The sequence below is a fragment of the Methanobrevibacter sp. 87.7 genome (assembly GCF_002208625.1).
Taxonomy (GTDB): Archaea; Methanobacteriota; Methanobacteria; order Methanobacteriales; family Methanobacteriaceae; genus Methanarmilla.
In genome coordinates, this window is record NZ_MRCT01000030.1 from 1 (window position 1) to 14428 (window position 14428).

Here is a 14428-nt window from a genome sequence, read left to right on the forward strand (position 1 = left end):
GTATATTCATTAGATACTAAAAATAAAAAAAATTAAATTAAATTTTAAAATAAAATTAAAAAATAATAAAATAATTATAAATATTAAAAAAAATAAATAAACTTTATAAAATTTATAAAAATATTTTAGAAAAAACATGAAAAACTAAAATAGAAAAAAATTAGTAAAACTAGTAAAAACTAAAAAATCATATTAAATATTTAATAATTTATACTACTTAAACAAACTAATAGAAGTGTTACTTTTGAATAGAGAAAACTTAACCATAATAGGTACTGCACATGTATCATCAGATAGTGTAAAAGAAGTAAAAAATACTATTTATGAACTCCAACCAGAAGTAGTTGGTGTTGAACTTGATTATGGTAGATTTAAACGTTTAATGGATGAAAAAAATGGTGTAAAATCTGAAGATGATGTTATATCCATGAGAAAAATCATTAAAGAAAATAAAGTAGGTCTATTTTTTATAACAAGTATTTTAAGTTATTTTCAAAATAAAATTGGTCAAGATGTAGATGTTAAACCAGGTTCAGAGATGATTGCTGCAATTGAAGCTGCAAATGACCTGGATATTAAAATTGCATTACTTGATAGAGATATTAATATTACATTAGAAAGAGTACTAAATAAAATGAGTGGATGGCAAAAATTTAAATTCATTCTTAGTGCTCTTAAATCACTTTTTGTTGGAGAAGATGAAGAAATAGATATTGAAGAATTAAAACAAGAAGATACTATTGAAGAATTAATGGAATACTTTAAAGAAGTATCACCTGAAGTTTATCAAGTTTTAGTTCATGAAAGAGATGCATATCTTGCACAAAGTATATTAAATATTCCTGAAGATAGTGTTGTAGCAGTTGTAGGTGCAGGACATAAAGAAGGAATTAATAATTACTTAGATCATCCTGAAGAAATTCCAAGCTATAGTGAACTTACATCACTAGATGAAAAAAATGGTATTCCATGGATGAAAATAATAATTGCACTTATTCCAATATTATTTATTGTGATATTTTTTCTGGCATTTATTAATGGGGTAAATATTAATCGTGAAATAATAGACTATTTTTTAATCTATATAATTGCTGGTTTTATAGGATCAATATGTTCAGGTTCAAAAGTACAATCAGCTATTGTTGGAGGTCTTTCAGCACCATTTACTGTAATGCACCCATTACTTGCTGCAGGAATGTTTTCAGCATTAGTTGAATTACATTATAGGAAAGTTAAAAAAAGTGATATTAAAAATTTAAATAAAATTGAATCATTAAAAGATTTATGGCATAATAATATTTTCAGAATACTTTTAGTATTTATTGGAACTGATATTGGTGTAAGTATTGCAACATTCTTTATATTACCTACAAGTGTCTTTATACCATTAATAACAAAAACATTTGGAATATAATTTACAAAAAACCTAATAATACCATGAAAAACAAAATCTAGACAAAAAACTATAAATAAATTTACACAAAAAACAAAATCTAGACAAAAAACTATAAATAAAATCCAATTATCATATTCTAAAAAATACTTAAAAAGTAAAACATAAAAAAATAAACAATAAAAAAATCAAAAAAATATATAAAACCATTAAAAAAACAAATGAAAATAATATTATAAAAAACTAAAAAAACCAATAATAAAAACAATTTAAAATTATATAAAAACTTAATAAGTTTAATAAAACTTAAACAAAAGATAAAATAAAGAAAATACTATTTTTTAATTTATTATTTTAAAACAAATAAACAATATAAAGTTTTCTAAAATCTTAATAATATGAAACAGTAATATATAAATAAATATTATAATTTTTTAAAAAAAATAAATATGGAAGTTTAAAGGAATTATTATATTTGAAAATAATTAAAAGGTGAATTTTAGATGTACTTAATCTTCAGATGTGATTGTGGAAGAGTACTTTATGCAAAAAAAGGACAAGCTACAAGGAAATGTGTTTGTGGTAAAGTATTAAAAGTTAAAGAAAGGAGAATCTTTAAAAAAGTCGAAACAAGAGAAGAAGCATCAAAAGCAGTACAAGATATGCAAGAAGAAATTCATGGTTTTAAAGGTTTTCAAAAAGCAAGTGATTTATAAAAATCATAATATTTAATTAAAAAAATAAAATTTATTTTTTATAAGGCATGGAAATGATTAAAGAAGTAATAGAAATTATCATAATATTAATATTAATTATTATTAATGGTATTTTAACAATGGCAGAATTAGCTATTGTATCGTCAAGAAAAATTAAACTCCAAAAATTAGAACAAGATAATGTTAAAGGAGCTAAAACAGCTATCAAATTATTTGATGACTCAACTAATTTTCTTTCAACTGTACAAATAGGGATTACCGTTATAAACATTATTTTAGGTGTACTTGGTGGTGCAGCTTTATCTAAACCACTAGCAGAATATCTTAGTCCTTATATACCACATGCATATCCAATAAGTTATATTTTAATTGTATGTATTACAACCTATATTACATTAGTAATAGGTGAAATAGCACCTAAACAGATTGCACTTAACAATCCAGAAGGAATATCAATTAAAATTGCAAAATCAATGGATATCTTATCACGTATTACTTCCCCAATTGTACGTTTATTAACAATATCAACTAATGTATTTTTAAAAATTATTGGTGAAAGTGATGCTAAAAAACGTGAAATTACAGAAGAAGAAGTTAACCTTTTAATTGAAGAAGGAATTGAAGAAGGAACAATTGAAAAAGAAGAACAATCAATTATTCAAAGAGTTTTCCGTCTTGATGCTCAAAAAGTTGATATGATTATGACACCAAGAAATGAGATTGTCTGGTTAGATCTTGATGATTCAAATGAAGAAAACCAAAGAAAAATAATTGAAAGTAAACGTTCAATATTCCCAGTAGCAAGAGGAGAATTAGATGACTTTATTGGTGTTGTACAAGCAAAAGATATTTTAGGACGTATGTTTAATGATAAAAATTCAACAGACATACATAAAATATTAAAAAATCCACTTGTAATCCCAGATAACCTTCAATCTATGGAACTTCTTGAAAAATTTAAGAAAAACAAAACATATGTACATATGGCTCTTGTTGTAGATGAATTTGGTACCGTACTTGGTTTAATTACTTTAAATGATTTACTTGAAGGAATTGTAGGAGATATTCCAGGTATTGATGAAATGGATGATCCAAAAGCAATTAAAATAAGAGACCATTCATGGTTACTTGATGGTAGAATCACAATAGACAGATTCAAAGAAATCTTTAATATTAATGAGAAATTACCTAATGAAGATGAAGATGATTTCTCAACAATTGCAGGATTCATATTAAGTTATATTGAAAAAATACCAGTAAAAGGAGAAAAATTACACTGGGGCAAATATTACTTTGAAGTTCTTGAAATGGATGGAAATCAAATTGATAAAATACTTATCGATGTTGTAGAAACCAAAAAAGAAAATAAAAACACTGAAGATAAAGAAGATGAAAATAAAAGCAATGAAGAAGAATAACTTCTTTATCTTACTATTTTTAACTATTTTTAAATAAAAATTACTAAATTTACTAAAATAAAAAATAAAAGCTATTTTTAAGTAAAAATCTAAAACTAAAATAAAAAAAGAGTATAAAAGCTATTTTTTAGCTTTAATATTTTTTGAAGTTTTCCTAGAGTCTGATTTTTTAGATTCTCTTTCAATTTTTCGTTTATCCTTATTTTTATAAAAGTCATAAAATGCATAAACAACAATTAAAACAAGAATTAAATCAATTAAAATATCATAAGTATGAATATTAAATGAATATTTCTCAATTACAATAACAAATAAAATAGCTAAAATAACTAATAAAAAAACATATTTTCGTTTATCTTTATCCATAAATACACCTATACTTAAAATTCAATAACATGAGGTTTAACTTCTGGATCATGACTTGCTAATATTTCAATACAATTATCTGCTCTACTTAATTTACGAATATACTTTAAACATCTTAAAGTTCTATCTCTATCATTAACTATACTAGGTAATTCTAATTTTTCCCAAGATTCTTTAGCATATGCTGCACCACCAGTAATAAATACAAATTTACCATTATTCTTAATAAGAACTCCTGTTGAACCAGCAGTATGACCTGGAAGATATATTAAATTAATTTTACCATCACGGAAAACATCATAAGATTTGAAATATGGCCCCATTTCACCATTCCAATCAAATCTATCAAAAATAGTATTTTGCCAAAGTTCTTTAATATATCTGCCTCCACCATTATTAGCAGATTTTAATTCATCCCTAGAAACAAGAATAAATTCAGCATAATCTTGAACTTCACTTAATGCATCAATATGATCAACATGCATATGAGTTAAAACAATAAATTGTAACTTCTTAATACCTAATTTATCTAATTGTTCAGTAATACTTTCCCCTGGTCCAAGTATAGGTTTACTAGCTAAGTATCCTTTTACTGGTAAATGTTTTTTATAATTTCCTCTAACTGCCTTAGACCATCCAGTATCAACAAGAACATTACCTTTTGGATGTTCAATTAAATATACTGAAACAGGTAACCTAATTTTATTAGATTTATTTCTAAGTAAACCAGTATAAGCAAAAGGATTTAAAGATTTATTTCTAAAAGGTAAAGCTTTATCTACTTCAACATAACCTGTATGTAAAACATGAACTTTTAATTTATCATCCATAATAATCCCAAAATATAAGCAATAATAATAATAGTTTAAATTTTTAAATATAAAAATTAAACTATTTTAATTTAAATAAAATTTAATTGATAAAATTTAATAAAATAGAGAAATTTAAAACTAAATTATTAAAGTAAAAAATAAAAAAAAGAAAATATTCTATTTAGTATTAATTAAAAAATCAAAAATAATATTAAAATTAGATAATACATAAAAAGAAAAATCATCTATAAAAATAGAGTATTAAAAGTACTATTAAACTAAAAATAAAAGTTTAAGAAATAATTAATTTAGAAATAATTAATCACTATTTAATAAATCAACAATTTCACATGCTTTACAAATATTAGAAGAAGTAGGTTCACCACAGACTTCACATTCATATAATTTAGGCATAGATGGTTCAACATTTAATGATTTTATAAATGAAGATAAAATATTCTGTTTAATACCTGGATTTCTATTTTCCACATCATTCAAAAATCCTTTAATTTTAGATCTTAATGATAAAGAAGAATAAGGACATTCTGCAAGATGTATATCAATATCATTTATTACAGCCCATAAACCAACTTCTTTTTCTGGAGTATTCCATAATGGTTTTATACGTGGTACAAGTTTAGGGTGAATTCTTTTAAGTTCCGGACCAAATTTAGAAAATTTAAGTGTATCACCACGAGCAAAACTCATAAGAAAAGATTGAATTTCATCATCAAGATTATGACCAGTAGCTATTTTATCAGCATTCCAATCATATGCTGCTTTATTTAATATGTGTCTTCTAAAAACACCACAAGGAATACATGCACTTTTAAAATTTTCATAAATATCATCAAGATTATATCCAAAATTATCTTTAAATGATTCTTGAATCAAATCAACATTACACAATTTAGCATTATTTACTGCTGAAGAAATTCCAGATGCACGATAACCTTCAATTCCCTCATCAACTGCAATAGCTACAAGATCAAAATTAAAACCACAAATTTTCTTATAAGAACTTAATGCATGAAGTGTTAAAACACTATCTTTACCTCCAGATAATGCTACTGCAATACGTTCACCCTCATTAATCAAATTATACTCATCAATTAAATTATAGATACGTTTGAATATTTTTTGATTAAATTCATCTTTATCAATTTTTACCATACTAAAAAGTTATTCTTTAAAATTAATAAAATTAATTATTCATTATAATAAAAAATTAGAAATAGCTATTTATTAATTTAAATTATAATAATAAAAATTTAAATCATTTCTAAAACATATATTAAAATGAATATCAATAAATATTCAAATAATAAATTTTAAGGAGACATTAAAAATGATTACATGTGATTTTGCAATATTACCTGTTGGAGCAGAAGATACAGAATGTAAAAAATATGTTACTGCTGCTGTACAATTAATTAAGGATTCTGGATTAAATTATCAATTAACGGGAATGGGAACTCAAATAGAAGCAGAAAATTTAAAAGAATTATATGATGCAATTGCTAATGCTCAAGAAGAAATATTTAAAACAGGTATTGGTAGAGTTTATACCGTTATTAAAGTTGATGATAGAAGAGATCAAGAAAACAGAACTTTAGATGCAAAAGTAAAAACAGTAAATGATATGTTACATTAATTTATAAATTAATTTTTATAAATTAAACTTTTTTTAAAAAGTTTTACATTTAAATATTTAAATAGCTATTTTTTGAATTTATTAATTATTGTTTAGTTAGTAAATAAATTATAAATGACTAATTAAAAACAGTACATAAAATAATTAAACAGTAAAAACAGTACAATTTAAGAAAAATAAGAATTAAAATAATTTAATAATAACTATAAAATATATTATTTAATTAAAAAAAAATTAAAAACTAGTAAAAAAACTAGTTTATAATAATTCTTCAGAAGCTTGTTTTAAAACATCAATAACAGTATCTAAATCTTCTTTAGATAAACTTGGATGTACTGGAATAGAAATAACTTCTTTTACAATTTTATCAGTAACAGGTAAAGATTGATTATAACCTAAATCTTTGTAAAGTTTTTGATCATATAAAGGAATAGGATAGTAAATTCCACAACCAATACCATGATCATTTAAGAATTCAATCCATTTATCTCTATCACCATTTACTTTAATGGTATATTGATGGTATACATGTTTACATCCATCAGCAACTACAGGAGTAGTAATACCTTTAACGTCTTTTAAACCATCATCAAGATATTTAGCATATTTAATTCTAATATCATCAAATTTATCAATTTTTTTAAGTTGTGCAAGACCAATTGCAGCTTCAATATCAGTCATTCTAAAGTTAAAACCAATATAATCATGATGATATTTAACAGGAGATCCATGTGCCCTAAATATTTTTGCTTTTTCTGCAATATCTTTATTATTAGTGGTAATCATACCACCTTCACTAGTAGTCATGTTTTTAGTTGGATAAAAACTGAAACATGCAACATCTCCAATATTTCCAACTTTTTTACCTTTATAAGTTGCACCATGAGCTTGACAAGCATCTTCAATTACAAGTAAATTATGTTTTTTAGCAATTTCTAATATTGGATCCATATCTGCAGATTGACCATATAATTGTACAACAACAATTGCTTTTGTTTTATCAGTGATTGCATCTTCAATTTTAGATGGGTCTATATTAAAAGTATCTTCATCAATATCAACAAATACAGGTCTAGCACCTACATACAATGCAGCATTTGATGTAGCAGCAAATGTAAATGGAGTAGTAATTACTTCATCTCCTTCACCAATTCCACATGCTAACATAGTAGTATGTAATGCACTTGTTCCATTATTAGTTGCAACAGCATAATCAGTTCCAATCCATTTTGCAAATTCTTCTTCAAATTCAGTAACTTTTGGACCTTGTGCTATCATACCAGATTTTAAAACTTCAACAACATTATCAATTTCTTCTTGTTCAATAATAGGACTAGCAATATTAATTTTTGCCATCAAATCACCTGAAATAATCCATATAACTTTAAAAAAATCTATATAATAAATAATAAATTCATATAAACTTAAAAAAGCCATAAAAATTTATATAATATATTATATAAATTATATGAAAAATTTATATAACTATAATTTAATCATACAAATTAAAATATTCTAATATAATTTATTAATAAGATAATATATAAATCAATTTATTTAATTATTAAAATTTTTATAATGTGATAAAATGGATGAAAATATAAGTTATGATAAAAATAATATTAAAACAATTAATGAAGGATTAGTTCAAATCCAGTTTCCTGAATTCGAAAAGGTTTCATCCGAAGCACCTGTTTTTTATAACCCTAAAATGGAATTCAATAGAGATATTTCAATACTTGCAATACAAACTTTTCAAAATTTATTAAGTTCTAAAATCAATATTGGAGACGTATTTGGAGGAAGTGGAATACGTGGTATTCGATATAAAAAAGAAATTGACAATATTGGAAATGTTTGTGTAAATGATATTAGTCCTTTAGCAAATGAATTTACTAAAATTAATGCTGAAAATAATAATATTGAAATTAAAGAAGATAATTTTGAAATCCATAAACATGAAGCAAATATTTTTTTAAGAAACAATGGAGGACGTTTTGATGTAGTAGATATTGATCCATTTGGTACTCCTAGTTTCTTTATTGATTCTACAGCAGCATCAATAAAAAGAAATAGTCTCCTATGTGTTACAGCTACAGACACTTCTGCATTATGTGGAACATATAAAACACCTTGTATTAGAAAATATAATGCAAAACCTTATAAAAGTGAATATTGCCATGAAAATGGGATAAGAATACTTGCAGGATTTGTAGCACTTACTTTTGCAAAATATAAAAAATATATAGAAATTAAAATGTCTCATAGTACAGAACATTATATGAGAATATATATGGTAATTAAAAAAGGATCAAAAGCAACTGACGAATCTATTAATGAGAATATAGGTTATATTTCACATTGTAAAAATTGTCTCTACCGTGAAACTACAACAGGACTTGCAAGTAGCCTAAAAGATAAATGTCCAATATGTGGTGAAAAATTAATTCATGCAGGACCTATGTGGTTAGGTAAAATTGAAGATTATGACTACATAAATCATATGATTAAACTTCTTGATGTTAAAAACTTAAATACACATAATAAAATTGAAAAACTATTAAAAAGATGTGCAGAAGAAGCAAACACAAAACCAAGTTCATATGATATACATGTAATTTCTAGAAATCTTAAAATAAGTGCACCTAAAATTGATAAAACTATGGAAAAATTAGAAGAAAAAGGATATTATGCTTTTAGAACTCATTTTAATCCTACAGCAATAAAAACAGATGCACCATTAAATGAAATTAAAGATATTATTAAAAAATTAAGTAGTACTAATAAATAAAACTAAAGTAAAAAATAATAATAAATAAAAAACATAAAAAAATAAATTCAAAAAATATAAGAAAAAATAGACTTTTATTTATAAAATACTAAAAAAACTGAAAAATCATTAAAATAATAAAATAATAAAAATCTTAAAATATATTTAAAAATTTAATAATTAACTATAAAAATTTATAACAATAACATAAAAAATTAAACAATAAAACAAATACTAATAAAAGAAAAAAAAACAAATAAAAGTAAAAATAATCAAAAAATGTCTAGTAAAAAATAAACAAAATTAAGAAAAAAAATAACAAAACACTTAAATACATGAACAAAATAAGAGCAAGCAATAAGAAAGATTTATTAATAGATTAAGTCAAAAGTTAAATTATAGATTTTTTAAATTTTTAATAAGGTCGAGGGTTTTTATGAACAAAAATGATACAGATATAATAAAATTAGATGAAACCGATAAAAAAATTCTAAAAATTATCAATGAGGATGTTAGAGTATCTTACAGACAAATCTCAAGAGATTTGAGCATATCTGTAGGTACTGATATCTGTAGGTACTGTGCATAACCGTATTGAAAAAATGGTTAAAAGCGGAGTAATTGAAAAATTTTCACCTGTAATAAACCATAGAAAATTAAGTTTCGTACTTACAAGCATTATTGGAGTTAAAGTTAAAGGTGGCAAACTAGAAAACTTTGAAGAAAAAATCTCCTACAATAAAAATGTGGTAGGTATTTACGATGTCACTGGAGAATATGATGCAATACTAATTGCTAAATTCAGAGACACTGATGAATTAGACGTATTTATTAAAGGTATGCTAAAAGAACCAGGTGTAGAAAGAACATACACCCAAACAGTTTTAAATGTTGTTAAAGAAGATATGGGTTCAGCAAACATTCTTTAAACACAGTAAAAGATTATAATTAAGTTTATAATCCTTTATATAAACTAATTCTAAAATAATTAATAAACTAATTTTAAAAAAATAAACTAATTTTAAATAAAAAACTATTTTTCAAATAAATAAATTAAAAAGCTATTTTTAGAAAATATTAATAAAAAAATTAAAGTTTTAAATAATAAAAAAGCATTTAAAATGATAAATTAAATTATTTGATTAAAATCAAGGATTTATTAATAATCTATTCCTAAAATTAAATAAAAAATTAGATTTTTCTTTGAAAATATTAAAAAAATAATAGTATTTTATTTAATAAATTATAAATATAATTTTAAATAAAATTTATATGTTTAAAAAATATATCCTAAAAAGATATAAAAAGAATATAATTAATAATAATTAGAAGGTATATTATGGCTGATTGTTTCCCAGATACTCAAGATAATAAACCACGTGTACCTATCTCTTTATCAAGAGTAGGAGTTACTGGTGTTAAAAAATTAGTAAAATTAGAAAGAAAAAATAAAAGACCTATTATATTAATACCTACCTTTGATGCCTTTGTAGATTTACCAAGTAATCAAAAAGGTATTCATATGTCAAGAACTCCAGAAGCTATTAGTGAAGTAATGGAAGAAGCTACTGAAAGTCAATCCATAAGAACTGAAAATATTTGTAAAGAAATTGTAAATAAAATGATGGAAAAACACGAATATGCTAAACGTGTTGAAGTTAACATGACAAGTGATTATATGTTCAATAGAAAATCACCTGTCACAGGAAAAAATTCACAGGAAATGGCAAAAATAATTGCTAAAGCTGTTGGAACTAGAGATGGAGATAAAATAACAATCCATAAATACATTGGAACAGAAGTTGTTGGAATGACTGTATGTCCATGTGCACAAGAATCAGTAAAAGAAGCAGATAAAAGAAAATTACTTGAATTCTTAGATGAAGAAACAACTAAAAAAGTACTAGATACTGTAACTTTTGCATCACATAACCAAAGAGGTATTGGAACCATATTAATAGAAGTTCCAGAAGGTGAAGAAGTTAGTGCAGATGATTTAATTGAAATCATTGAACAATCAATGAGTTCACCAGTATGTGGATTATTAAAACGTCCTGATGAAAATGCAACTGTAATGAATGCACATACTAAACCAGTATTTGTAGAAGATTGTGTAAGAAATATGGTTGAAAAAATCCTTGAAAAATACTCTAACTTACCAGATGATACAAAAGTTACATTACGTCAAATCAATAAAGAAAGTATTCATAGACATGATGCTTTCGCAGAAAAAGTTTCAACAATTGCACAATTAAAAGAAGAAATGAAAATATAAATTTTCATTTTAAAATTTTATTAAAAAGATTAAAAGGAATACTATGTCACACTTACATAAAATTGCAGGTTCAATTCTAGGAAAACTTAATTCATTTAAAGGATCTCGTCCAGCATTAGATAATGGAAAAATCCTCATTGTTAGATCAATAGGTTCAGATAAAATAGACATTAATAATATTGATAATGAACTAGATGAAATAGTTGAAATGTTTAATGGAGAAAAAATAGAAATAGTTTCTGATGATGCTGGAAAAATCATTAATAGAATGGATGAACAAGTTAGATCAAGTGTTAAAGTTAATGCTGAAACAGACTCAAATGGTGTTATGAGAATGGTTGAAGGTTTTAAAAGTCAAGGCATTGCTACAAACTTTCGATTATTTGACACAGAACATGCAAGTGTCTTTGTAGTTTTATGGAGAGACCAAAAAAACATGGGTCCATGTTTCGTTGAAGTAACTGTTTCAGATAAAGATGCTTAATTTAAATTTTTTAAAATAGTATATATAACTATGAAATTTAAAATAAGCTTTCTTTATATCTTTTTTAAATACTTAAACAAAACACAAAAAAACTTATTTTTACAATAAAACACTCATTTTAAAATAAAAAATATAAATTTAAGAATTTTAACTATTTTTAATATTTAACAACAAAACATTTAGAAAAAAAATACTCTTTTTATACTTAATTTAATAATAATAAAAATTAAATAAGAATTTTTAAATATAGAATAAATAAAAAGATAATAAGTAATAAAATAAAATAATGATTTTTATGAATGTTTTAGACCAATTAACTGAAAATAAAATAGATATTAATGATTTATCAAAAGAAGAATTAACAAATATTCTTAATTCAAAAGGAAAAGATGTAAATAAATTAATGATTCTTGCTAATTCTGATTATACAAAAAATGAAACAATAACTTTTTCTAAAAATGTATTCATACCTATTACTGAAATCTGTAAAAATGATTGTGGATACTGTAACTTTAAAAAAACACCAGAAGATAAAGATGCAATAATACTAAAAAAACCTGAAGAAATACTAAAAACTTTAAAAGATAGTGAAAAATATGCTTGTAAAGAAGCATTATTTACATTTGGTGAAAATTCAGATGAAAATGATATAGTAAAATCTAAACTTAATGATTTAGGTTATGACAAAATGATAGATTATACCTATGACTTTTGTAAATCAACACTAGAAAATACTAATTTTCTTCCACATACAAATTGTGGAAATATGTCATATAATGAAATGAAAAAATTAAAAGAAGTTAATGTTTCAATGGGATTAATGCTTGAAAATTCATCAAAAAGACTTATGAAAACTATAGCACATAAAAAAAGCCCTGGAAAATTACCTAAAACTAGAATAAAAACAATTACAAATGCAGGTAAATTAAAAATACCATATACAACAGGAATTTTAATTGGTATTGGTGAAACAAAAGAAGAAACAGTAGAATCCTTATTAGAAATAAAGAAAATTCAAGAAAAATATGGTCATATTCAAGAAATCATTATACAAAACTTTACACCAGCACCAAATATGGCAATGGCAGACTATCCAGAACCTAGTCTTTTAGATATGGTAAGAACTGTTTCACTTGCAAAATTAATGTTTAATGATGTTTCAATACAAGTTCCACCAAACCTTAATTATGATAGTGCACAAATATTCCTTTTATCTGGTGCAGATGATTGGGGTGGAGTATCTCCTTTAACACATGATTATGTAAATAAAACTTCCCCATGGCCAACACTTGATTATTTAAATGAAATTACAGAAGATGCAGGTTATAAACTTAAAGAAAGACTTGCAGTATATGAAAAATATATTAATGAAGATTATTTAAGTTCATTAACATTTGAAAAAGCAAGTAAACTACAAAAATTAATTAATAAATCTTAATTAATTTTATTTTTTTAAAAATTTAATAAATTTAGACTATTAAAACAATTTTTTAGTAAATATTTATAAAAAATACAAAAAACTAAGTAAATAAAAAAAATCTTTAAAATAATGGTTTATATTATAAAAATAGTAGTTGTAAAAGAAATACTAATTAATACGAGCATCAACTACTATATGTTCAACTCCTGGAGAATACTTTTTAACTTTAGTAATTCCAAGAACTTCAACCTCCCTATCTTTTGCTGCTTCTTTAATTCTTTCAATAGGGCGTGTATACATTAACTTATCCGGAACAGTTTCATGATAATGAATAATTCCACCAGGATTTAATGCCTTCATTGCACTAGGTAAATATTTATGAGTTGTTCTAACATAACCCATAATAATACGATCAGCTTTATATTTAGGTGCTTCAATAGCACAATCCCCAAATATTGGGACTATTTTATCATAATTTGCTTTTTGATTAATTTTATTAATTTCAATATTTTCTTTTAAAAACTTATAAGAATTAGGATTTAATTCAATTGAATAAATTTTTTTAGGATTAGCATGAACACCAATAGGAATTGAAAAATAACCAATACCTGCAAACATATCTAAAACTACTTCATTATCTTTTACAAGCTTTGCAATTCTTAATCTTTCATTAGTGTTTCCTTTAGCCCACATAACTTTAGATAAATCTAATTTAAAATAACAACCATTTTCTTTATGAATTGTTTCTGTACTATCACCAAGTAATATTTGAGTTGAAGGTTCTCTTAATTGTCCATGAATCTTACCAACCTTTATAATAGATTTTACATGAAACCTATTTTGAAGTTCTTTAAGTTCATCATGAGATAAATTAGGAGTATTATCATCTAAAATAAGAATCTTTCCAATAATTTTCCATTTCATATAATTACCACAAATTAATAATAAGTTACATAAATTCTAGAAAAAATATAATTACCACAAAATTATTAATAATAAGTTACATAAATTCTAGAAATATAAAATTATTATCTAAAATATATAATTTATAAAGATTATAATAAAATTATTATATATAATAATTTTCTATTTTAAATTTAATAATAATTATCTAAAAATA

Annotated in this window: 13 protein-coding genes and 1 pseudogene; 9 read left to right on the plus strand and 5 right to left on the minus strand. The window is 23.6% G+C overall.

Annotated features, from left to right (window positions below):
• Positions 1–235: 235 nt before the first annotated feature.
• The 3 genes from BGI41_RS02505 to BGI41_RS02515 all read left to right on the plus strand — a co-directional run bounded on the left by BGI41_RS02505 (position 236) and on the right by BGI41_RS02515 (position 3527).
• Entirely contained in the window at positions 236–1414 is a 1179-nt protein-coding gene (locus tag BGI41_RS02505; RefSeq protein WP_088538672.1) for a TraB/GumN family protein, read from the plus strand.
• Between the two features lie 482 nt (positions 1415–1896).
• Complete coding sequence (locus BGI41_RS02510) at positions 1897–2109, plus strand: DUF1922 domain-containing protein (RefSeq protein ID WP_088538673.1); 213 nt, start codon at positions 1897–1899, stop codon at positions 2107–2109.
• Between the two features lie 53 nt (positions 2110–2162).
• Positions 2163–3527 carry a hemolysin family protein gene (locus tag BGI41_RS02515; protein ID WP_088538674.1) on the plus strand — a complete coding sequence of 455 codons (1365 nt, stop codon included), beginning with the start codon at positions 2163–2165 and terminating at the stop codon, positions 3525–3527.
• A 120-nt stretch (positions 3528–3647) separates the two neighbouring features.
• On the opposite strand, the gene BGI41_RS02520 is transcribed toward BGI41_RS02515, so the two are convergent.
• The 3 genes from BGI41_RS02520 to BGI41_RS02530 form a co-directional block, all read right to left on the minus strand.
• On the minus strand, positions 3648–3893 hold the full coding sequence (locus tag BGI41_RS02520) for a hypothetical protein (protein ID WP_088538675.1): 246 nt from the start codon (positions 3891–3893) through the stop codon (positions 3648–3650).
• A gap of 14 nt (positions 3894–3907) precedes the next feature.
• Positions 3908–4723 (minus strand): N-acyl homoserine lactonase family protein, encoded by an 816-nt coding sequence (locus BGI41_RS02525; protein WP_088538676.1) that lies wholly within the window; start codon positions 4721–4723, stop codon positions 3908–3910.
• A gap of 300 nt (positions 4724–5023) precedes the next feature.
• Positions 5024–5878, minus strand: coding sequence for a TIGR00269 family protein (locus BGI41_RS02530; protein WP_088538677.1), 855 nt, complete (start codon positions 5876–5878; stop codon positions 5024–5026).
• Positions 5879–6053: 175 nt separating this feature from the next.
• Between BGI41_RS02530 and BGI41_RS02535 the strand changes: the two genes are divergently transcribed.
• A complete protein-coding gene (locus BGI41_RS02535; RefSeq protein WP_088538678.1) occupies positions 6054–6359 on the plus strand; it encodes an MTH1187 family thiamine-binding protein in 306 nt (101 codons plus the stop codon).
• Positions 6360–6617: 258 nt separating this feature from the next.
• Here BGI41_RS02535 and BGI41_RS02540 read toward each other — a convergent pair whose 3' ends face one another.
• Positions 6618–7715 carry a DegT/DnrJ/EryC1/StrS aminotransferase family protein gene (locus tag BGI41_RS02540; protein ID WP_088538679.1) on the minus strand — a complete coding sequence of 366 codons (1098 nt, stop codon included), beginning with the start codon at positions 7713–7715 and terminating at the stop codon, positions 6618–6620.
• Between the two features lie 232 nt (positions 7716–7947).
• Between BGI41_RS02540 and BGI41_RS02545 the strand changes: the two genes are divergently transcribed.
• From BGI41_RS02545 to cofG, 5 genes and pseudogenes are all read left to right on the plus strand, one after another.
• The gene (locus BGI41_RS02545) at positions 7948–9150 is read left to right on the plus strand and encodes a tRNA (guanine(10)-N(2))-dimethyltransferase (RefSeq protein WP_088538680.1); all 1203 of its coding nucleotides are present in this window, start codon (positions 7948–7950) and stop codon (positions 9148–9150) included.
• Between the two features lie 415 nt (positions 9151–9565).
• Positions 9566–10058 (plus strand): annotated as a pseudogene (locus BGI41_RS02550) (Lrp/AsnC family transcriptional regulator).
• A 410-nt stretch (positions 10059–10468) separates the two neighbouring features.
• Positions 10469–11404 (plus strand): GTP cyclohydrolase MptA, encoded by a 936-nt coding sequence (gene mptA, locus BGI41_RS02555; protein WP_088538681.1) that lies wholly within the window; start codon positions 10469–10471, stop codon positions 11402–11404.
• Positions 11405–11447: 43 nt separating this feature from the next.
• Positions 11448–11888, plus strand: coding sequence for a DUF2120 family protein (locus BGI41_RS02560; protein ID WP_088538682.1), 441 nt, complete (start codon positions 11448–11450; stop codon positions 11886–11888).
• A gap of 295 nt (positions 11889–12183) precedes the next feature.
• The gene (cofG, locus tag BGI41_RS02565; protein WP_088538683.1) at positions 12184–13326 is read left to right on the plus strand and encodes a 7,8-didemethyl-8-hydroxy-5-deazariboflavin synthase subunit CofG; all 1143 of its coding nucleotides are present in this window, start codon (positions 12184–12186) and stop codon (positions 13324–13326) included.
• A 150-nt stretch (positions 13327–13476) separates the two neighbouring features.
• On the opposite strand, the gene BGI41_RS02570 is transcribed toward cofG, so the two are convergent.
• Positions 13477–14232 carry a class I SAM-dependent methyltransferase family protein gene (locus BGI41_RS02570; RefSeq protein WP_088538684.1) on the minus strand — a complete coding sequence of 252 codons (756 nt, stop codon included), beginning with the start codon at positions 14230–14232 and terminating at the stop codon, positions 13477–13479.
• Between the last annotated feature and the right edge of the window lie 196 nt (positions 14233–14428).

What these genes read in the sequence shown, in the direction of transcription:
- BGI41_RS02510 (WP_088538673.1), top strand. Translation starts at nt 1,897, where the DNA reads ATGTACTTAATCTTCAGATGTGATTGTGGAAGAGTACTTTATGCAAAA.
- BGI41_RS02525 (WP_088538676.1), bottom strand. Translation starts at nt 4,723, where the DNA reads ATGGATGATAAATTAAAAGTTCATGTTTTACATACAGGTTATGTTGAA.
- BGI41_RS02535 (WP_088538678.1), top strand. Translation starts at nt 6,054, where the DNA reads ATGATTACATGTGATTTTGCAATATTACCTGTTGGAGCAGAAGATACA.
- BGI41_RS02520 (WP_088538675.1), bottom strand. Translation starts at nt 3,893, where the DNA reads ATGGATAAAGATAAACGAAAATATGTTTTTTTATTAGTTATTTTAGCT.
- BGI41_RS02570 (WP_088538684.1), bottom strand. Translation starts at nt 14,232, where the DNA reads ATGAAATGGAAAATTATTGGAAAGATTCTTATTTTAGATGATAATACT.
- BGI41_RS02545 (WP_088538680.1), top strand. Translation starts at nt 7,948, where the DNA reads ATGGATGAAAATATAAGTTATGATAAAAATAATATTAAAACAATTAAT.
- cofG (WP_088538683.1), top strand. Translation starts at nt 12,184, where the DNA reads ATGAATGTTTTAGACCAATTAACTGAAAATAAAATAGATATTAATGAT.
- BGI41_RS02515 (WP_088538674.1), top strand. Translation starts at nt 2,163, where the DNA reads ATGATTAAAGAAGTAATAGAAATTATCATAATATTAATATTAATTATT.
- mptA (WP_088538681.1), top strand. Translation starts at nt 10,469, where the DNA reads ATGGCTGATTGTTTCCCAGATACTCAAGATAATAAACCACGTGTACCT.
- BGI41_RS02560 (WP_088538682.1), top strand. Translation starts at nt 11,448, where the DNA reads ATGTCACACTTACATAAAATTGCAGGTTCAATTCTAGGAAAACTTAAT.
- BGI41_RS02540 (WP_088538679.1), bottom strand. Translation starts at nt 7,715, where the DNA reads ATGGCAAAAATTAATATTGCTAGTCCTATTATTGAACAAGAAGAAATT.
- BGI41_RS02530 (WP_088538677.1), bottom strand. Translation starts at nt 5,878, where the DNA reads ATGGTAAAAATTGATAAAGATGAATTTAATCAAAAAATATTCAAACGT.